This window comes from Aeromonas sp. CA23, assembly GCF_002587065.1.
Taxonomy (GTDB): Bacteria; Pseudomonadota; Gammaproteobacteria; order Enterobacterales; family Aeromonadaceae; genus Aeromonas; species Aeromonas bestiarum.
This window is the reverse complement of sequence record NZ_CP023818.1, coordinates 5,062,320-5,081,123: the sequence shown is the minus strand read 5'-3', so window position 1 is coordinate 5,081,123 and position 18,804 is coordinate 5,062,320. Positions and strand designations below refer to the sequence as shown.

The 18,804-nt window shown below is 59.5% G+C and carries 16 protein-coding genes and 3 tRNA genes; 4 read left to right on the top strand and 15 right to left on the bottom strand.

The window, feature by feature from the left end:
• Positions 1-292: 292 nt before the first annotated feature.
• Together dnaB and alr are read left to right on the top strand one after the other, a co-directional pair.
• Positions 293-1,687: a replicative DNA helicase gene (gene dnaB / locus CK910_RS23465; protein WP_042034999.1), complete on the top strand. Its 1,395-nt coding sequence runs from the start codon at positions 293-295 to the stop codon at positions 1,685-1,687.
• 173 nt (positions 1,688-1,860) lie between these two features.
• Positions 1,861-2,934: an alanine racemase gene (gene alr, locus CK910_RS23460; protein WP_042867015.1), complete on the top strand. Its 1,074-nt coding sequence runs from the start codon at positions 1,861-1,863 to the stop codon at positions 2,932-2,934.
• 178 nt (positions 2,935-3,112) lie between these two features.
• Here the strand turns inward: alr and CK910_RS23450 are convergent, their stop codons facing one another.
• From CK910_RS23450 to CK910_RS23440, 3 genes are all read right to left on the bottom strand, one after another.
• Positions 3,113-3,361, bottom strand: a complete 249-nt coding sequence (locus tag CK910_RS23450; protein WP_021140912.1) for a YfhL family 4Fe-4S dicluster ferredoxin — start codon at positions 3,359-3,361, stop codon at positions 3,113-3,115.
• 1 nt (position 3,362) lies between these two features.
• A complete protein-coding gene (gene trhP / locus CK910_RS23445; RefSeq protein ID WP_005311829.1) occupies positions 3,363-4,724 on the bottom strand; it encodes a prephenate-dependent tRNA uridine(34) hydroxylase TrhP in 1,362 nt (453 codons plus the stop codon).
• 238 nt (positions 4,725-4,962) lie between these two features.
• On the bottom strand, positions 4,963-5,700 hold the full coding sequence (locus CK910_RS23440) for an EAL domain-containing protein (RefSeq protein WP_043554692.1): 738 nt from the start codon (positions 5,698-5,700) through the stop codon (positions 4,963-4,965).
• Positions 5,701-5,938: 238 nt separating this feature from the next.
• On the opposite strand from CK910_RS23440, the gene CK910_RS23435 reads away from it, so the two are divergent.
• Positions 5,939-6,430 (top strand): hypothetical protein, encoded by a 492-nt coding sequence (locus tag CK910_RS23435; RefSeq protein ID WP_253852781.1) that lies wholly within the window; start codon positions 5,939-5,941, stop codon positions 6,428-6,430.
• A gap of 212 nt (positions 6,431-6,642) precedes the next feature.
• Here the strand turns inward: CK910_RS23435 and CK910_RS23430 are convergent, their stop codons facing one another.
• The 4 genes from CK910_RS23430 to CK910_RS23415 all read right to left on the bottom strand — a co-directional run bounded on the left by CK910_RS23430 (position 6,643) and on the right by CK910_RS23415 (position 7,394).
• Positions 6,643-6,918: a hypothetical protein gene (locus CK910_RS23430; protein WP_098984924.1), complete on the bottom strand. Its 276-nt coding sequence runs from the start codon at positions 6,916-6,918 to the stop codon at positions 6,643-6,645.
• Positions 6,919-7,056: 138 nt separating this feature from the next.
• Positions 7,057-7,141, bottom strand: a tRNA-Tyr gene (locus CK910_RS23425).
• A 44-nt stretch (positions 7,142-7,185) separates the two neighbouring features.
• Positions 7,186-7,270 (bottom strand) — tRNA-Tyr (locus CK910_RS23420).
• A 39-nt stretch (positions 7,271-7,309) separates the two neighbouring features.
• Positions 7,310-7,394, bottom strand: a tRNA-Tyr gene (locus tag CK910_RS23415).
• A 347-nt stretch (positions 7,395-7,741) separates the two neighbouring features.
• Here CK910_RS23415 and CK910_RS23410 point away from each other — a divergent pair.
• Positions 7,742-8,974, top strand: coding sequence for a cysteine desulfurase-like protein (locus tag CK910_RS23410; protein WP_098984923.1), 1,233 nt, complete (start codon positions 7,742-7,744; stop codon positions 8,972-8,974).
• A gap of 53 nt (positions 8,975-9,027) precedes the next feature.
• Here CK910_RS23410 and CK910_RS23405 read toward each other — a convergent pair whose 3' ends face one another.
• From CK910_RS23405 to CK910_RS23370, 8 genes are all read right to left on the bottom strand, one after another.
• Positions 9,028-10,089, bottom strand: coding sequence for a protein-glutamate methylesterase/protein-glutamine glutaminase (locus CK910_RS23405; RefSeq protein ID WP_098984922.1), 1,062 nt, complete (start codon positions 10,087-10,089; stop codon positions 9,028-9,030).
• A gap of 12 nt (positions 10,090-10,101) precedes the next feature.
• The gene (gene cheD / locus CK910_RS23400; RefSeq protein ID WP_043135062.1) at positions 10,102-10,572 is read right to left on the bottom strand and encodes a chemoreceptor glutamine deamidase CheD; all 471 of its coding nucleotides are present in this window, start codon (positions 10,570-10,572) and stop codon (positions 10,102-10,104) included.
• 10 nt (positions 10,573-10,582) lie between these two features.
• Positions 10,583-11,386 carry a CheR family methyltransferase gene (locus CK910_RS23395; RefSeq protein WP_098984921.1) on the bottom strand — a complete coding sequence of 268 codons (804 nt, stop codon included), beginning with the start codon at positions 11,384-11,386 and terminating at the stop codon, positions 10,583-10,585.
• 61 nt (positions 11,387-11,447) lie between these two features.
• Entirely contained in the window at positions 11,448-13,619 is a 2,172-nt protein-coding gene (locus tag CK910_RS23390; protein ID WP_098984920.1) for a methyl-accepting chemotaxis protein, read from the bottom strand.
• A 72-nt stretch (positions 13,620-13,691) separates the two neighbouring features.
• Entirely contained in the window at positions 13,692-14,264 is a 573-nt protein-coding gene (locus CK910_RS23385; protein WP_042034988.1) for a chemotaxis protein CheW, read from the bottom strand.
• Positions 14,265-14,276: 12 nt separating this feature from the next.
• A complete protein-coding gene (locus tag CK910_RS23380; protein ID WP_098984919.1) occupies positions 14,277-16,199 on the bottom strand; it encodes a methyl-accepting chemotaxis protein in 1,923 nt (640 codons plus the stop codon).
• 15 nt (positions 16,200-16,214) lie between these two features.
• Entirely contained in the window at positions 16,215-18,443 is a 2,229-nt protein-coding gene (locus tag CK910_RS23375; protein ID WP_098984918.1) for a chemotaxis protein CheA, read from the bottom strand.
• A 26-nt stretch (positions 18,444-18,469) separates the two neighbouring features.
• A complete protein-coding gene (locus CK910_RS23370) occupies positions 18,470-18,796 on the bottom strand; it encodes an STAS domain-containing protein (RefSeq protein ID WP_098984917.1) in 327 nt (108 codons plus the stop codon).
• Positions 18,797-18,804 lie beyond the last annotated feature (8 nt).

The following is an 18,804-nucleotide window of genomic DNA, read 5'->3' as shown; positions in this document are numbered from 1 at the left end:
CCGATCGGGGGCATCAGAGGAGCAGCGCAATGAAAAGTCGACGACCGAGCCGCAAGGAGCGCAAGCTGCGCAACAAGACGAGAGCCAAGCCCCATGACCAGACCCTGGTCTGGCCCTTCCTCATGGTATGAGGCCGGGGTGATCCCCCGGCACAGTTCATCGGCAAGCGGTGCCTGCCACCATCAGGAGGAGGGTTGCACCAGCCAGAAGTGAATAGCGTGCATTAGCACTCGCGATGGCGGGGTTTCTTTTGTAAAATTCCCGTCCCCTTCCCGCTGCGGTTTTTATGTGTATGGCAGAGCAAGTGACGGCGAAAAAAGACGCCAAGACACAACAGCTGAAAGTCCCTCCCCACTCTTTTGAGGCCGAACAGTCCGTACTGGGCGGCCTGATGCTGGATAACGACGCCTGGGATCGGGTCGCCGAACGAGTGATCGACAAGGATTTCTACAGCCGTCCTCACCGGCTGATCTTCCAGGCCATGACCCGCCTCTCCAATGTGGGCAACCCCATAGATCTCATCACCCTGCAAGAGGAGCTGGAACGCTCGGAGCAGCTGGAAGAGTCCGGTGGCTTCGCCTATCTGGTGGAGATCGCCAAGAACACCCCGAGTGCCGCCAACATCAATGCCTACGCCGAAATCGTGCGTGAGCGGGCGGTGGTGCGGGAGATGATCTCGGTCGCCAACGAGATAGTCGAAGCAGGCTACGAGCCGCAGGGACGCACCTCGGGCGATCTGCTCGATCTGGCCGAGAGCAAGGTGTTCCAGATCGCCGAGCAGCGCACCAGCGCCAACGAGGGGCCCCAGCCCCTCAAGCTGATCCTCGAGCAGACGGTCGACAAGATTGAAGAGCTGTTCAAGACCCCCCACAACGGGGTGACCGGGGTCTCCAGCGGTTACGGGGATCTGGACAAGATGACCGCCGGTCTGCAGCGCTCGGATCTGATTATCGTGGCGGCCCGCCCCTCCATGGGCAAGACCACCTTTGCCATGAACTTGTGCGAGCACGCGGCGCTCACCGCCGAGAAACCGGTACTCATCTTCTCGCTGGAGATGCCCTCCGAGCAGATCATCATGCGTATGCTCGCCTCGGTCGGGCGCATCGACCAGACCAAGGTGCGGACCGGTCAGCTCGACGACGAAGATTGGGCGCGCCTCTCCTCCACCATGGGGCTGCTGCTCGAGAAGGGCAAGATGTACATAGATGACGCCTCCGGCCTCACCCCGACCGACGTGCGCTCCCGCGCGCGCCGCATCGCCCGTGAGCACGGCGGCCTCTCAATGATCATGATCGACTACCTGCAGCTGATGCGGGTGCCCGCGCTTTCAGACAACCGGACCCTGGAGATAGGTGAAATCTCCCGCTCCCTCAAGGCGCTGGCAAAAGAGTTGCAGTGCCCCGTGGTCGCGCTGTCCCAGCTCAACCGTAGCCTGGAACAGCGTGCGGACAAGCGCCCGGTCAACTCGGATCTGCGGGAATCCGGCTCCATAGAGCAGGACGCGGATTTGATCATGTTTATCTACCGTGATGAGGTGTATCACGATGACAGCCCTGACAAGGGGATTGCCGAGATCATCATAGGCAAGCAGCGTAACGGCCCCATAGGCCGGGTGCGCCTCACCTTCCAGGGCCAGTTCTCCCGGTTCGACAACTATGCCGGTCCGGCGTTTGATGACGATTACTAAGTAGGGGTCGGTCTGCGCACCCATATCGGTGCCTGGGTCCCCCCAGATCCAAGACACAGTTTTCCCGGTTCGACAATTATGCCGGTCCGGCCTTAGACGATGACAATTAAGGGCTGACACCACACGGTGCCTGGCGCATTCACGCGCCATCATGCCCTCGTAAGGGAAAACAGATGAAAGCGGCTATTGCCCAAATCAATACAGCGGCCCTGCGCCACAACCTCGCCGTGGTAAAACGGCATGCCCCCGATTGCAAGATCATTGCCGTGGTCAAGGCCAATGCCTATGGCCATGGCCTGCTGCCGGTCGCCCGCACCCTGGTGGATGCGGATGCCTACGCAGTGGCCCGTATCGAAGAGGCGCTGATGTTGCGCTCCTGCGCCGTGGTCAAACCGATCGTGCTGCTGGAGGGTTTCTTCTCCAGCGCTGATCTGCCGGTGCTGGCGGCCAATAATTTGCAAACTGCGGTGCACACCTGGGAGCAGCTCGAAGCGCTGGAGCAGGCCGAACTGCCGGCTCCCGTGGTGGCCTGGCTCAAGCTCGACACCGGCATGCACCGGCTCGGGGTGCGCAGCGACGAGATGCCCGCCTTTATCGCGCGTCTGGCCAGGTGCAAGAACGTGGTGCAGCCGTTCAACATCATGACCCACTTCAGCCGCTCCGATGAGCTCGAACAATCGACCACCCGCGAGCAGATCGACTTGTTCAGTCGCCTCACGGCGCCACTCCTGGGCGAGCGGGCCATGGCGAACTCGGCGGGGATCCTGGCCTGGCCCGATTCCCACTGCGACTGGGTGCGCCCCGGCGTCATCCTGTACGGCGTATCCCCCTTCCCCAATACGGTGGCGGCGGATTACGACCTGCAACCCGTGATGACCCTCAAGACCCAGCTGATCGCGGTGCGGGATCACAAGGCGGGTGAACCTGTGGGCTATGGCGCCAACTGGGTGTCGGACCGGGATACCCGGCTCGGCGTCATCGCCATAGGTTACGGTGATGGCTACCCGCGCATGGCGCCCAACGGCACCTCAGTGCTGGTCAATGGCCGCATAGTGCCGCTGGTGGGCCGCGTCTCCATGGACATGACCACTGTGGATCTGGGGCCGGGCGCCACCGACAAGGCCGGCGACGAAGCCGTGCTCTGGGGTGAGGGGCTGCCGGTGGAGCGGGTCGCCGACGAGATTGGCACCATCCCCTACGAGCTCATCACCAAGCTTACCTCCCGGGTCTTTATGGAATACGTCTAGCCACGGCCAGCACCAAACGCCAAAAAGCCCCGCATGCGGGGCTTTTTCTATGACGTTGTTGCGGCCTGCCGACCGTTTATGGTCGGTGCATCCTGACAAACTTCTCCAGCAACTGATCTTCGGTTTCCACGTGGGCGGGATCCCGGATGATGCAGTCTATGAGCCGCAGACGCTGATGCTACTGCCTGTGCATCCGCACAAACTTCTCCAGCAGCTGCTCCTCGGTCTCCACATGGGCGGGATCCCAGATGATGCAATCGATGGGGCAGACGCTGATGCAGGTCGGCTTCTCATAGTGACCGACGCACTCGGTGCAGCGACTGGGATCTATCTCGTAGATCTCCTCACCCAGGCTGATGGCCTGGTTCGGACACTCGGGATCACACATGTCGCAGTTGATGCACTTGTCGGTGATGAGCAGGGACATATCAGGCCGCCGAGTGCGGCTGACGGGTGTCCTGGCGATCGCCGAGGTTGCGCAGCAGTATGCCGTAGTTGATGTCGATCTCTTTGGGAACAGGCACATAGACCACGTGGCCGTTGCCCGGCGCCGTGTCGATGAGCTCGCCCTTGCGGTTCTGCATCTGCTCCAGATTGAAGCTGACGTTGCCCTGCGGCGTCATCAGCTCCAGGCTGTTGCCCACCAGGAACTTGTTTTTCACTTCCACTTCCACCATGTCGCCCTGGCGACCGGTGATCTCGCCGACGAACTGTTGGGTGTCGGAGACCGAGTAGCCGTAGTCGTAGTTCTGGTACTCGCTGTGGTTGTGACGGCGCAGGAAGCCCTCGGTGTAGCCACGGTGGGCCAGATTTTCGAGGGTGCCCATCAGGGTCGGATCGAACGGACGACCGGCGACTGCGTCGTCAATGGCCTTGCGATAGACCTGGGCGGTGCGGGCGCAGTAGTAGAAGGACTTGGTGCGGCCTTCAATTTTCAGCGAATGCACCCCCATCTTGGTCAGGCGCTCCACGTGCTCGACGGCACGCAGATCCTTGGAATTCATGATGTAGGTGCCGTGCTCGTCCTCGAACGCCGTCATGTATTCACCGGGACGGTTGGACTCTTCCAGCAGCACCAGCGCATCGCTTGGCTTGCCGAGCCCCAGGGTGTTGTCCGGGCGCACTGCGATGGGCTCCTGGCGGTGGACTATCTGGCCCACGTCATCTTCCTTGCCCTCGTGCACCTTGTACTCCCAGCGGCAGGAGTTGGTGCAGGTACCCTGGTTGGGGTCGCGCTTGTTGATGTAACCGGACAGCAGGCAGCGGCCTGAGTAGGCCATGCAGAGGGCGCCGTGGACGAACACTTCCAGCTCCATCTCCGGCACCTGCATGCGGATCTCTTCGATCTCGTCAAGTGACAGCTCGCGGGAGAGGATGGCGCGGGTCAGGCCCATCTGATGCCAGAACTTCACCGTCGCCCAGTTGACCGCGTTGGCCTGCACCGAGAGGTGAATGGGCATATCCGGGAAGGCTTCGCGCATCATCATGATGAGACCCGGGTCTGACATGATCAGCGCATCCGGCTTCATCTCCACCACGGGGCGCATGTCGCGGATGAAGGTCTTGAGCTTGGAGTTGTGGGGCTGGATGTTGGCTACCACATAGAACTGCTTGCCCAGCGCGTGGGCCTCGTTGATGCCGAGCTGCAGATTTTCGTGATCGAATTCGTTGTTGCGTACCCGCAGGCTGTAACGCGGCTGGCCCGCATAGACGGCGTCGGCGCCATAGGCATAGGCGTAACGCATATTCTTGAGGGTCCCGGCGGGGGAGAGCAATTCTGGTCTGAACATGTTGGACTCTTAGTATCTGATTGCAAATCAGGACGGCGCCACCTGATGGCGCCGGATTGGTTGAGCCGTGGTGCGAGACGGCGCTCGCGCCACAACTACCCGATGGCGTACATCATTATGCAGGATCACAGGGGATGCACCTGATATACGGGGTGCGAGATTGTACTCGCCCCCACGCCATCATGCAATTTGGCAGGCAATGGTTGCCGGCGCGAGCCGCGATGAATGTCCGGTCCGATCAGGCCCAGCGGGAGAGGGGGGAGGGCATGGCGTAGGCGTAGCCCTGCTGGTAGTCGCAGCCGAGCCGGTTGGCTATCTCGATATGTTGCAGTGTCTCGACCCCTTCACACACCACCTTCATGCCGAGCCGCTGCAGGTATTCCACCAGACCGGTCAGCATCTTGAAGGCATGGGGTGTACGCGCCGCCTGCAGCAGCAGGGAGCGATCCAGCTTGATGATCTCGTAGGGCAGTGCCATCACCCGCTGGAAGTTGCACTCCTGGGTGCCGAAGTCATCACAGGCGATGTGGGCGCCATGAGCGCGCAGTACCTCGATCAGCGCCCTGTGCTTGCTGTGCAGCGGGGCGTGCTCCAGCACCTCGAACCAGATCTCCATGCCCACCTTGTGAGCCTGGATCAGCACCAGCAGCAAGAGGTTCTGATAGGTCGGGCTGCACAGCGTCGGGTTGAGATTGATGGAGAGCAGATAGGGGCCAGCCTTCGCCAGGGTCGGCAGATCGCGCATGATGGCCCTGAGCATGACGATGTCCAGATGCAGGGATTCATCCTGGCTGAGGGAGAGAAAGTCGATGCCCTGATAACTCTGCTGCGCCGGCTCCCAGCGCCGGGCCAGTACCTCATAGCCTTTGACCTGACGGTCGCGGCCTATGATCGGCTGGTAAAAGGGCACGGCCACCTCGGCCACCGCCACGGTTGCCATGTCACTCATCGGATACTCTTCTTTGAACGCAAACATGGCACTCACCTGATAGACGGATATGGCTGCGCATCATACAGGAGGGACAGGGGGATGCTCTGTAGGAATCCTCTGATAATTCGGCTGAATTTGCCAAGTCAATATAGGACTATTCTGATTAACTTCCCCCCTGGTGCTAAATAGACTGGCTCCAATGATATGCAGCCAGTTTGTCTGTTGTTAATCAATCATCGTAACAAGACAAACATCTGCATGTAAAAACCAGTCTGGAATCGTCATGAATAAAATATATTTTATCCTGTCGCTGATATTCAGCGGCAACGCGCTGGCATCGGCCGAAATCAGCATAGGCACACTTTATGACTATATGTCTGGTCAGCAGAGCACTTATTTGAAGCGTATTCGTAATCAGGGTGATGCGACCGCCTTCGTCAAGGTTGCCATTCATGAGATCAGCTACGACGCGGCGGGCCAGCCGCAGGAGTCGGCCGAGCTGACCGAGAGACGCCGGGCGCTTGATTGCCAACCCGTCCCGCATGATTATTCCGGCCAACGGGGTGCAGGCGACCCGGCTGCTGTTTATGGGAGAGGGGGACAAGGAGCGCTATTTCAGGGTCCGCTTTATTCCGGTATTGCCAAAGCAGGAGGATGGGTTCGATCTGGATGCCAATACGGTACAGGAGAGTCAGTCGCAAGTCTCGGCCGGGGTAAATATATTGACCGACTTTGGCGCCATTATTTTTGTGATGCCAAAAGAGAGCCGGTTTGATACCCGTTTGATAAAGACAGACACCATGACGACTGTCGTGAATAAAGGTAATGAAACGATAATGTTTGACTGTTTATTTTTATATTTACTCCATATCAAGGTATCCACTGCAGTTCATGATGTTTATAAATGAAAACTTGATATTGAATGACATAATATGACCCTTAACCTTCTATGTTTCGGATCCATCTGATTATTATTCTGGCTGGTGTTTAGCGGAAGAGAGCATCAAGTGGTGACAACCTGGGTTGCCGGTGAGGTTCTGGCTGCACGGCTTGCGCCAGCCAGGCCCAGTCGAGCAGGGGTTTATCCGCCTTGAAGCGCTGGTAAGCCAGTCCCTGATCGACGGTCAGGAACAGAGTCGTCGGCAGGCCGATGCGATTGGTGTAGCGCACCATGACCTCGCCTCGATAGCTGGCCAGCCGCTGCCGCAACTGTGGTAGCGTCAAGCCGTTTGCCTGTCCCGTCTCATCCCAAATCTCAAACATGGCGATCCATGACTCCGAACTGTGTGAGCACTACTGTTTCCAAAAAGAGTAGCTGATGCAATTGTCAGATCTGACAGTGTCAAATGGAGTCATTTTTACAAAGCAAAAACCCGGCACTGGGCCGGGTCTTTTAAATGATGGTGGAGGGAGAAGGATTCGAACCTTCGAAGGCAGAGCCGTCAGATTTACAGTCTGATCCCTTTGGCCGCTCGGGAACCCCTCCACAGGGGCAAAGCATAGGTTATTCAGCCATTGCAATCGGGAAAATGGTGGAGGGAGAAGGATTCGAACCTTCGAAGGCAGAGCCGTCAGATTTACAGTCTGATCCCTTTGGCCGCTCGGGAACCCCTCCACGGGGTATTTCCTGATTGTCACTACTTTTGCACTTGAATGGTGGAGGGAGAAGGATTCGAACCTTCGAAGGCAGAGCCGTCAGATTTACAGTCTGATCCCTTTGGCCGCTCGGGAACCCCTCCCCAAGTGCGAGGCGCATACTATCAGATCCGGCAGCTTTGTGAACCCCTTCTGGTGATATCTGGCGACAAAAAAGTGCGAGTCGGTCATTTTTTGATATCTTTCGCTCATTTTTCATCCTTATCAACGACTTCTATGTCGATTCCCGGCATGAATACGACGAGAGACCCGTGCCGGCAGGCACTGATGGGGCGGGCGGGGCCGTGTGTGACTCCTTAGCATTTTCTACTGAAAATATGGCCTCATCTTGTAACTGTGATGGTTGACCGGTTCACGGATGGACATTGCTGCTGCACCATTTTACTCTCACCATGTTATTCAACTGTTAACATGGACTGTGGACTCTTCTATGCAGGCTCTCGATATCGCCGTGTTGCGCGGCCAGTTTCCCGCCCTCAATCAACTGGTTGATGGCAAGACCCCCATCTTCTTCGACGGCCCGGGCGGCGCTCAGGTGCCTCGCCCCGTGCTCACGGCCATGACCGACTATCTCGGCCACTTCAACGCCAACCTGGGTGGTCCCTTCTTCTCGGCCCGCGCCACGGAGCAGCAGGCGCAGCGAGCAAGGCAGGCCGTGGCGACCCTGCTGGGGGCGGATCGGGCTGAAGAGATCGTCTTTGGTGCCAACTTCACCACTCTGACGTTTGCGGTCAGCCGTGCCCTGTCTCGGGAGTGGCAGGCGGGGGACGAGATCATCGTCAGCGCGCTGGATCACTACTCCAACGTGTCGAGCTGGCAGCAGGCGGCGGCCGATCGCGGCGTTGTGGTGCATCAGGTGCGGGTGGATGTGGCGAGCGGCGGGCTCGACTATGCGCATCTGCTGACGCTGCTGGGCCCCAAGACCCGGCTGGTGGCGGTCACAGCGGCATCCAATACCACGGGCACCCTGGTTGATATTCCCCGCATCGCCGATGCCGTGCACGGAGTCGGGGCTCTGCTGTATGTGGATGCGGTCCACTTTGCGCCCCACGAGCGCATCGACGTGCAGGCCTGGGATTGTGATTTCCTCGGCTGCTCCGCCTACAAGTTCTTCGGCCCGCACCTCGGCATCCTGTATGGCAAGCACCGTCATCTGGAGCGCTTCACACCCTACAAAGTCGAACCGGCCAAGAATGTGGCGCCCTACAAGTGGGAGACTGGCACCCAGAACTGGGAAGCCCTGGCCGGGGTGGAGGCGACGGTCGAATATCTGGCTTCGCTGTCCGGGCTGGACGCCGCCGAACATGATCTTGAGGCGCGTCTCGATCTGGCATTTGCTCGCAGCCGGGCCCATGAGCAGCAGCTCGGCGCCCATCTGCTGGCCAGGCTGGCCGAACGGCCCTGGTTCACCCTGCACGGCATCAACGACAGCCTGGGGCGTTCCCCGACCTTTGCCATCACCTCGAGCCGCCATACGCCGACCGAGATGGCCGAGTATCTCGGCCAGCATCAGGTATGCAGCTGGGCCGGCCACTTCTATGCGCTGGCGCTGGTGGAACAGTTGGGGGTGAGTGAGGGAGTGTTGCGGGTGGGCTGCATGCACTACAACACGCAGGCCGAGATCGATCGGCTGTTCGCGCTGCTCGATGACATGCCGTATTAAAACAGCAAAGCCCGGTGATGCCGGGCCGTGTCGCCTCATATGGCTGCTGCCTGCTAGCGACCCACTATGGCGTGGTGAATATCCTGCAGTGGCAGTATGTGGCGGGCGGCCCCGAGCTTGATGGCCTCCTTGGGCATGCCGAACACCACGCAGGAGGCCTCATCCTGGGCGAAGGTGTTGGCGCCTGCCTCCAGCATCTCTCTTAGCCCGCGCGCACCATCATCTCCCATCCCCGTCATTATGATGCCGGTGGCATTGCCGCCGGCAAACTTGGCCACTGAGCGAAACAGCACGTCCACCGAGGGGCGATGACGGTTGATGAGGGGGCCGTCCATCACATCGACGTGATAGTAGGCGCCGCTGCGCTTGAGCAGCATGTGCTTGCCCCCCGGCGCTATGAGCGCCAGGCCCGGAATGACCCTGTCATTGCTCTTCGCCTCCCTGACTTCGATCTGGCATATATTGTTGAGCCGCTCGGCGAAGGAAGCGGTGAACTTCTCCGGCATGTGTTGCACTATGACGATGCCGGGACAGACGCGAGGCAGGGTCGTCAGCACGGCTTCCAGCGCCTGGGTGCCGCCGGTGGAGGTGCCGATCGCCACGATCCGCTCCGTGGTCTGGGCCATGGCATGCTGGCTGGCTGCGGGCATGATGGCGTCGGCGTTGAGTTTGGCGGCGACTGTGGCCACAGGCGCCTTGCCCAGTTGTTTGACATTGGCCTGGGCAGCGGCGCGCACCGCCATGGCCAGCGCTTGCGCCGACTCCTGCAGAAAGCTTTTGAGGCCGACAGTGGGCTTGGTGATGATGTCCACTGCGCCGGCGGCCATGGCCTGCAGCGTGGTTTCCGCCCCCTTCTCGGTGAGGGAAGAGCAGATCACCACTGGGGTGGGGTGTTCGGCCATGATCTTGGTGAGGAAGGTGATGCCATCCATGCGCGGCATCTCTACATCCAGCACTATCACGTCGGGCCACTCTTTTTTCAGCTTCTCCAGTGCAAACAGCGGGTCAGACGCGGTGGCAATCACCTTGATATCAGGCTCCTGTTCCAGAATGGCCTGCAATACCTGCCTGACCACGGCGGAGTCATCCACCAGCATGACCTTGATCTTTTTCATAGCCCAGTTCCCTTAACGATGCGGCAGCCGGTGATGGCGTACCCAGACATTGCCGTTGGCCAGTTCAAAAATCAGGCTTCTGTGTCCTGCATGTCCGAGATGATGAGCCTTGATCGACAACCCCAGGTGCTGCGTCAGTTGCCAGGCCGCCTTGATGTTTTTAATGGCCACATTCATGGTGTTGAGTGTCTGCTGTTCGATAAACATGTTGCCGCCGCCGAACAACTTGACCTCGTATTCGTGAATGGGGGCGGGGTACTTGCTTATTTCATTGATAAACAACTGGATTGCCTCATCCGCATAGCGGCCATCCAGCCCGTCATCGTTGTGGCCACGGCTGGGCAGCATGTAGTGGCACATGCCACCCCGTTTCTGCTCAGGGTGCCACATGGTAATGGCCACGCAGGAGCCCAGGTGGGTGCGGATGATGGTATCGTCCTGACCAAAAAAGAACTCTCCTGGTTGCAGCACTATCTCTTTCATCTTGAAACCCTCAGGGTTTCAGGTAGATGGAGGGCGACACCAGTTGCAAACCGTGGGGCAGACCGTTCAGGCTCTCCGCATGGCTGACGATGAGGTAGCCTCCCTTCTTCAAGCGTGGCACCAGGCGCTGCAGCACCTGCCCCTTGGTTTCCCGATTGAAATAGATCATCACATTGCGGATCAGAATGATGTCGAACATGCCGATGTCGGGCAGTTCCTGATTCAGGTTGATGTGATGAAATTGCACCTTGTCCCTGAGTTTGCGATCGATGATGAAGGTCCCCTCCTGAAAGCCGACGCCCTTCAGGCAGTACTTCATCAGGAAGGAGAGCGGAATATTATGGGCCCGCTCGATGGGGTATTGCCCCGACCTGGCCTGCTCCAGCACCCGGGTCGAGATATCCGAGGCAATAACCTCCCAATTGCCCTGGCTCAGCGTGTCGGCCAGCGTCATGGCCAGACTGTAAGGCTCTTCGCCGGACGAGCTGGCCGCGCTCCAGATGCGCACCGCCCGCTCTTTTGGCAGCCGTGCCAGCACCTTCTCGCTGAGAAATTCGAAGTGCTTTGGCTCCCGGAAAAAGTAGGTCTCGTTGGTGGTGAGCAGATCCAGCGCGATCTGCAGCTCTGGCCCCCGGTTATTCATGATCAGGCTGAAATAGTCGCCATAGCTCTCCAGTTCGTAGTGACAGAGCCGTTTTGATAGCCGGCTGGCAACCAGCGCCTTCTTCGCCGGTGACAGATCTATGCCCGCCGTTTGGTGGATCCAGCGTTGAAACTGCGTAAATTCATCATCATGCAACTGGGTCTGATACACGGACGGACTCCCTGTGGTGATAGGGGCGTACCGGGTGAGCATGACTCACCCGGTACCTTGCTTAGAACCGGACAAAATCAGCGTCGTTGTGGGGGCGAGGGGATCCATTGAAGCCATCTTGTCCATTGCCGTCGGTGATGAAACGCCCTCGGGTCGCGGTCCGGGGGGCAGTAGTCTTCTGACCCGTGCCGCCCTTGTGTTGCTCCAGGGTAAAGAACTCCATGGCCAGTTGCAGTTGCTCGGCCTGGCTGCTCATCTCCTCTGCCGTGGCCGCCAGCTCCTCGCTGCAGGAGGCATTCTGCTGGGTCACCTGGCTCAGCTGATTCATGGCGATGTTGATCTGGCTGACGCCGGTGGATTGCTCGGCGGAGGCGGCGCTGATCTCCTGCACCAGATCCGAGGTCTTGTTGATGGAGGGCACCATCTGATCGAGCAGACGACCCGCTTTTTCCGCCATGTCAACGCTGCTGGAGGCCAGCTCGCCTATCTCCTGGGCCGCTACCTGGCTGCGCTCCGCCAGTTTACGAACCTCGGCGGCGACCACTGCAAAGCCCTTGCCGTGATCCCCCGCGCGGGCGGCTTCGATGGCGGCGTTGAGGGCCAGCAGATTGGTCTGGTAGGCGATGTCATCTATGATGCCGATCCGTTTGGCAATCTGCTTCATGGCATCGACCGTGAGCTTGACCGCCTCGCCGCCTTCCACCGCCTCCTTGGCCGCCTTGCTGGCCATGCCGTCCGTGACCTGGGCGTTGTCTGTGTTCTGGTTGATGCTGGCACTCATCTGCTCGATGGAGGCGCTGGTCTCCTCCATGCTGGATGCCTGCTCACTGCTCGACTGGCTGATTGATTGGGCGGTGGCGCTGACTTGTTCCGAGGCGCTGGAGAGGTTGTCGGACGCGCTCCTTACCTCGGTCACTATGTTGGTCAGTGAGATGATGGTTTGATTGAGGGAGTCCTTGGTGGTGCCAAATACCCCGGGGTAGTCGGCCACGATCGTCTGGGTCAGGTCTCCCCGCGCCAGGCATTGCACCACCCGGATCACGTCGTTGAGACTGGTGTCTATCACCTCTGCGATGCGGTTGATGCCTTCTCCCAGAGTCTGGAAGAAGCCACTCTTGCCCACCAGATCCATGCGTCTGTGCAGCTCCCCGTTGATCACCGCCTGCACTATTTCCGACATCTCCCGCTCGATCGCGACCTCCTTGGTGCGATCAGACCACTCGACCACAGAGCCCAGTCGCTCGCCATCGTCGCTGAACACCGGGTTGGCAATGAGCGAGAAGGTGCGTCCACCGAGCAGGATCTGGGTCTTGTAGGTGTTGTTCAGCTTGGCCAGCATGCTGCGCTGATGGCCGGGATTCTTGTGGAAGCTGTCGATGTTGGCCCCCATCAGGTTGGACGAATTGAAGCTGAATAGCTCCTTCCTGATGTCGGACTCAGCCAGGCTCAGCATCTCTTTGACCGACTCGTTCATGTAGATGATGTTCAAATCTGTGTCGGCAATCATTACGTTGGTAGTGGCGCCATCCAGCGCCCTCTTGACTCGCAGGCTCTCGGCGGCGGCGAGTTTGGCCGCGGCGTTGGCCGCTTTCACCTCATTCTCGATGGCGATCTCCTTGGTGCGATCGGCCCACTCCACCACTGAACCAAGCCGCTCCCCGCTGTCGTTGAAGACAGGGTTGGCGATCAGGGAGAAGATGCGGCCACCGACCGAGATCTGCGCGCGGTAGGTTTTGTCCAGCTTGGCCAGCATGCTGCGCTGGTGGGACGGATCCTTGTGAAAGGTATCTATGTTCTTGCCCATCAGATGTCTGGTGTCGAAGTTGGGCAGATCCTTGCGGATGTCGGATTCCGCCTGCCCCAGCATGGCGAGCACGGCTTCATTCATGTAGACGATGTCGAGGTTGGTATCGGCGATCATCACATTGGTCGAGGCGCCATCCAGAGCCTTGCGCACCCGCAGGTTCTCGTCATACAGGGCCTGGTTTGCGCTGATGGCCGCCAGCCCGCTGCTGAGCCGCTGGCCCAGCAGCGTGATGACCTGGTTGAACTCCTGACAGAGTTCCCGCAGCGGGCCGTCCAGTATGCCCAGTTCCAGCAGGGTCGGCTGTTCACCCTGCGCGATCCCCTGCGAAATGGTGCGAGTGGCGCCGATCAACTGGGTCAGTTGTGCTTGTTGCAAGGTATGAGCGCTACCGTTGCCGAAGAGATTGCCAAAGAATGATTGAGTCATGGGCCTTATCCTTGTGCGACATGTCATTGCTGTGTGGTGTGAGCGACACTCTCGTTGTTGTTGACGCCGGGGTTATGGCGTTGGCTGTTTCTGTTCAAGCAGCCGTTCCTGCTGCTGTGTCAGTTCACTGAGTTGTGTCATCTCGTCGATGGAGAGCACCTTCTCGGTATTGATGAGGATGACGAATTTGCCGTTCACCTTGCCCATGCCGCTGATGAAGTCGGCCCGGATACGGGCGCCAAAACTGGGTGGCGGCTCTATCTCGTTGCAGGGAATGGTCAGCACTTCCGAGACCGAATCCACCACGACCCCTATGTCCTGATTGCCGTGCTCGGGATCATCCGGGTGCATTCCTTCGATGATGACGATGCAACTGCGACGGGTGATGCTGGAGGGGGCATTGCCAAAGCGGGCGTTGAGATCCACCACCGAGACCACGGCACCCCTGAGGTTGATCACGCCGCGGATGAAGCTCGGCATCATGGGGATGGGGGTGATGTTGCCGTATTCGATGATCTCCTTGACCCCGAGAATGTTGATGGCAAACATCTCACCCTTGATCAGGAAGGTCAGGTACTGGGCATCGCCCTGATTGTCATGAGCCAGCGTGACTGGCTGTGGGACCACTTCGGTTGACATGCTCATGAGTCTCTCCGGTTAAAAGCGGACAAAATCGGCTTCGTCAACCTGGGGTTGCGGTGCCGTGTTGCCATGCAGCGGGTGTTGGGCAGGCATGACAAACTTGCCTCTGGGGGGGGCGCCCCTGTGCGTGCCCTCGCTGAATTTTGAGGGCCTGACCAGGTTCTCCAGCGAGAAGAAGTCCATGGTCTGCTGCAGCTCGTTGGCCTGGGAGCTCATCTCCTCGGCGGTGGCGGCCAGCTCCTCGCTGCTGGCCGCGTTCTGCTGGGTCACCTGATTGAGCTGGTTCATGGCCATGCTGATCTGGTTCGCCGCACTGGCCTGCTCGCCGGACGCCGCGTTGATCTCCTGAACCAGGTCGGATGTCTTGCGAATGGAAGGCACTATCTTGTCGAGCAGGCTGCCCGCTTTCTCTGCGGTATCGACGCTGCTGGAGGAGAGTTCCCCTATCTCCTGGGCCGCAATCTGGCTGCGTTCGGCCAGTTTGCGCACCTCGGCGGCCACCACCGCAAAGCCCTTGCCGTGTTCACCGGCGCGGGCCGCCTCTATGGCGGCATTGAGCGCCAGCAGGTTGGTCTGGTAGGCGATGTCATCGATGATGCTGACTTTGCGGGCTATCTGTTGCATCGCCGCCACGGTTTGCTGTACCGAGCGGCCCCCTTCGGTCGCTTCGAGGACGGCGCTGCTCGCCATGTTGTCGGTCACCTTGGCGTTGTCCGTGTTCTGGTTGATGCTGGCACTCATCTGCTCGATGGAGGCGCTGGTCTCTTCCACGCTTGCGGCCTGCTCGCTGGTGGCCTGACTCAGGGACTGGGCCGTGGTGCTGACCTGGCTGGAGGCATTGGTGAGGTTGTCGGCGGCGTTGCGCACCTCTTCAATGATGGCCGTCAGGGCGTCTATGGTGCTGTTGAGACCATCCTTGGTCTGACCAAAAATCCCCGGGTAGGGCTGGTCTATCTTCTGGGTGAGATCCCCCCGTGACAGGGCGGTGGCGATGCGCATGACATCCTTGAGGCTGGTATCTGTGACGTTGGACAAGCGGTTCAGCAGCTCTGACAGGCGCTTGATATAACCCTGCCGATCGTCCAGCGCTATCTTGTAGCTGAAATCCCCTTGCTCGACGGCGGCCGTGACCAGGGTTTCGATGTCGTTGATGAGGGCCGTCAGCTTGTTGACCATGTTCTGCATGGCCATCAAGAGTTGGCCCGCTTCATCGTTGGCCCCTATGGTGATGGTGACGTCGAGGTTGCCCTCCGCCAGATGGTTGGCCACCTGCAGCGCCTGATTGATGGGGGCTATGATGCTGCGGATGAGCACTATGCCAAACCAGGCTGCCGCCACTATGCCCGCTGTGACCACCACCATCATGGTGAGCAGCATGGCGTCGTACCAGGATTGGGCCTGTTCATATTCGGCTTTGGCCACATCGAGTTGCAGACTGACCAGCTCGGTTATCTTGTTGCCGATGGGATCGATGGAACCGTAAAGCTTGCCGTCAAAATCATTGAGGCTGCCGGCGATGACGCCACGCTGGGCCGCGAGAAACTGCTCCAGCCGGGTGATGTCGCGATCCGCTGCACTGAACAGGGAGCCCGCCTCGGCCGACAGTTTCTGCTCGGCTGCGGTCAGCTTGGTGGACTGATAACGCTGCCACTCCTGCTTGATCTGCTGCTGGGCCCGCTGGATCTGTTGCAACGCCTCTTCGGCGCTGATGAGGCCTGCATTGGCCTTGTTGACGTTGTCGATGACGGCGACGGCGTAGTTGTCTGAGATGGTTTTCAGCTGTTTGAGCGGCACCACGCGGTCGTTATAAACCCGTTGCAGGCCCTGGTTGCTGCTCTGCATGTTGTAAAGTCCCAGCCCGCCGACGCCCAGCAGCAGCACGCATAGCAGGCAGAGCAGTATGGTGAGTCGCATTTTAATGGTGGAGTTTCTGAACATGACGGGCTCCTGGCGTTAATTGACTCTGGGTTGAGTTTGCTGGCGAGGAAGGGCGTACTGGCTCAGCTGGCTCAGTTCCTGATCGATGGCATGTTGAATGAGGGAGGGAATATCCAGGATGAGGGCAACCTCGCCGCCGCCCAGAATGGTGGAGCCGCTGATCCCTTGCAGGCGTTGAAACAGCTTGCCGAGCGGCTTGATGACGGTCTGAAATTCCCCCAGCAATTCATCGACCACCAGCCCGGACTTCTTGCCGCCGTGACTGACGACCACTATGTTTTCCCTGCGTCCTCTCGCCCCTTCGACATCGAAGTAGTGCTGGAGCCGGACGAACGGCAGCACCTCGCCGCGCAGGTTGAGGTAATTGCGCCCCTGAGTATCGGCCAGGGCACTCTGGGTCAGCTCCACACACTCGATCACCATGTCGAGGGGGATGACGTAATGGGTGGTGCTGACCCGGACCAGAAAGCCGTCGATGATGGCCAGGGTCAATGGCAGCCGGATCTGCACCCAGGTGCCTTGTCCGGGCTTGCTGTCCAGCTCGACGCTGCCGCGCAGGGCCTGGATATTGCGTTTGACCACGTCCATGCCGACTCCTCTACCCGAGAGGTTGGTGATTGTCTCTGCGGTGGAGAAACCGGGCTCGAAGATGAGCTGGTAGATCTCCTGATCCGTCAACACCGCATTGGCGGCGACCAGGCCCCGCTCTTGCGCCTTTTGCAGAATTTTTGCCTGGTTGAGGCCGGCGCCATCGTCCTTGATCTCGATGACGATACTGCCGGAGTCATGATAGGCATTGAGGGTCAAGGTACCCCTCGCCGGTTTGCCGGCGGCGAGGCGCTGCCCCGCCGATTCGATACCGTGATCCATGGAATTGCGAACCAGATGCATCAGGGGATCGCCTATTTTTTCCACCACGGACTTGTCGAGTTCGGTGTCACCGCCTGTGATGACCAGTGCAATGTCCTTGTTCAGCTCGTGGCTGACGTCGCGCACGACGCGCTGGAAGCGGTTGAAGGTGTCCCCGATGGGCACCATGCGCAGGCGCAGGGCGCCATCCCGGATCTCCTCGACCAGCATGGCGATGGTGGAGTTTGCCTCCTGCAGCTGGCTGTCCCGTGAGCGCTGGGCCAGCAGGCTGGCGCCCGAGCTGGCGACCACCAGCTCGCCGACCAGATTGATCAGATCATCCAGCTTGTCGGCATGCACCCGGACGTAGCGCCCCTCCTTGGTTTTATTCTCCTTGTTCTGGTGTTGTTTCTTGAGCGCCGCATCTACGACCACCTCGTTGACTGCGCCCTGGGCAATCAGGATCTCCCCCAGCTTGCTGCTGTCAGTCTGCGGGCTGTCATGCTGGGTTTGCAGGCCTAGCGTCAGCTCGCTGGCGGTCAGCGCCCCGGTTTTGACCAGCAGTTGCCCCAGCATGTCGTTGTCTTCTGGCAGGTCATGGATGAGCGCTATGTACTCGGCCAGCTTGCTGTGAGGGGGCAGTATGGTGATGCGGCAGTCATCGCGAACGAATTCGAATACATCGCTCAGGGCACCCTTGTCGGCCTGGGTGTCGACATCGAGCTCATAACCTAGGGGGGGGGGGGCTAGGTAGCAGCTCTCGGGATCGAAATGTTCCCAGTCGGGCAGGGCGTCGTGAAGGGTTTCGATGGCGCAGAGGGTGCCCATGGTGCCGAGGTAGCGCAGAAACGAGGCGGGATCCATGCCATTGCGCAGCACATCCTGGCCAAAGCGCAGGGATATGTGCCACAGCGAGGTGGCGCTGACATGACCCTCTTCCTTGCTGACCGGCTCTGGGCCTGCGGATGGGGTACATTCCGGCAACCCGGTCTGGCGTGTCGTCTGATGGCGCGCCAGATTGAGCCGCAACTGGGAGTCCTGTGCCTGTTCGTCATCCCCCAGTGATGCGCCCTGCTCTGCGACCAGACGGACCAACCGCTCGATGTGATCCCGGCTCTCCAGCAGATCCTTGATAAGCGTCGTGGTGATCGCCAGTTGTTGATTGCGCACCTGATCGAGCAAGTCTTCGACTATATGGGTGAAGCTGACGATGGGCTGCAAGCCAAACAGGCCGGCGGAGCCCTTGATGGTGTGTGCCGCCCGGAAGATGGCGCCTATCAGCTCGCTGTTGTCCGGGTCGTTTTCCAGCGTCAGCAGGGCGGATTCCATCTCTTCCAGCAGTTCGCGTGCCTCGGCTATGTAGGTTTGCAGGGCCTGATCAAGATTGATGCTCACGAATGACTCCTTGTCACTGGGACTGCCTAGGCGTGATCAGCGTGGGGCATGAGGGTGGGATCGCCAAAGAAGGCCGTCAGCTGGCACAGCTCCAGCGCGTCCAGCACTGCATGGCTGTGCATGATCAGGTGCAGCGGATAACCGCTCTGTTGCGCCGTTTTCTTGGCTGCCAGCAACAGCTGCAAGCCAGCGCTGTCCATCTCGGACACCTGGGACAGATCCAGCTCCAGCGCTTGCTGGCGGTAGAGCAGGGGGGTGAGTGCCAGCTTGAGTTCGGCGGCTGTGTAGATGGTCATCTCCCCCGATACCTTGACCAGCGTCTTGTGTTCACCCGTCTCTATGTGCAGCGGCATGGGTGGCT

Excerpts from the sequence above, each read along its gene's own strand:
- CK910_RS23450 (WP_021140912.1), bottom strand. The coding sequence starts at position 3,361 with ATGTCCCTGCTCATCACCGACAAGTGCATCAACTGCGACATGTGTGAT.
- CK910_RS23380 (WP_098984919.1), bottom strand. The coding sequence starts at position 16,199 with ATGTTCAGAAACTCCACCATTAAAATGCGACTCACCATACTGCTCTGC.
- CK910_RS23405 (WP_098984922.1), bottom strand. The coding sequence starts at position 10,089 with ATGAAAAAGATCAAGGTCATGCTGGTGGATGACTCCGCCGTGGTCAGG.
- cheD (WP_043135062.1), bottom strand. The coding sequence starts at position 10,572 with ATGAAAGAGATAGTGCTGCAACCAGGAGAGTTCTTTTTTGGTCAGGAC.
- CK910_RS23390 (WP_098984920.1), bottom strand. The coding sequence starts at position 13,619 with ATGACTCAATCATTCTTTGGCAATCTCTTCGGCAACGGTAGCGCTCAT.
- CK910_RS23410 (WP_098984923.1), top strand. The coding sequence starts at position 7,742 with ATGCAGGCTCTCGATATCGCCGTGTTGCGCGGCCAGTTTCCCGCCCTC.
- CK910_RS23370 (WP_098984917.1), bottom strand. The coding sequence starts at position 18,796 with ATGCCGCTGCACATAGAGACGGGTGAACACAAGACGCTGGTCAAGGTA.
- CK910_RS23435 (WP_253852781.1), top strand. The coding sequence starts at position 5,939 with ATGAATAAAATATATTTTATCCTGTCGCTGATATTCAGCGGCAACGCG.
- CK910_RS23385 (WP_042034988.1), bottom strand. The coding sequence starts at position 14,264 with ATGAGCATGTCAACCGAAGTGGTCCCACAGCCAGTCACGCTGGCTCAT.
- alr (WP_042867015.1), top strand. The coding sequence starts at position 1,861 with ATGAAAGCGGCTATTGCCCAAATCAATACAGCGGCCCTGCGCCACAAC.
- dnaB (WP_042034999.1), top strand. The coding sequence starts at position 293 with ATGGCAGAGCAAGTGACGGCGAAAAAAGACGCCAAGACACAACAGCTG.
- trhP (WP_005311829.1), bottom strand. The coding sequence starts at position 4,724 with ATGTTCAGACCAGAATTGCTCTCCCCCGCCGGGACCCTCAAGAATATG.
- CK910_RS23430 (WP_098984924.1), bottom strand. The coding sequence starts at position 6,918 with ATGTTTGAGATTTGGGATGAGACGGGACAGGCAAACGGCTTGACGCTA.
- CK910_RS23440 (WP_043554692.1), bottom strand. The coding sequence starts at position 5,700 with ATGTTTGCGTTCAAAGAAGAGTATCCGATGAGTGACATGGCAACCGTG.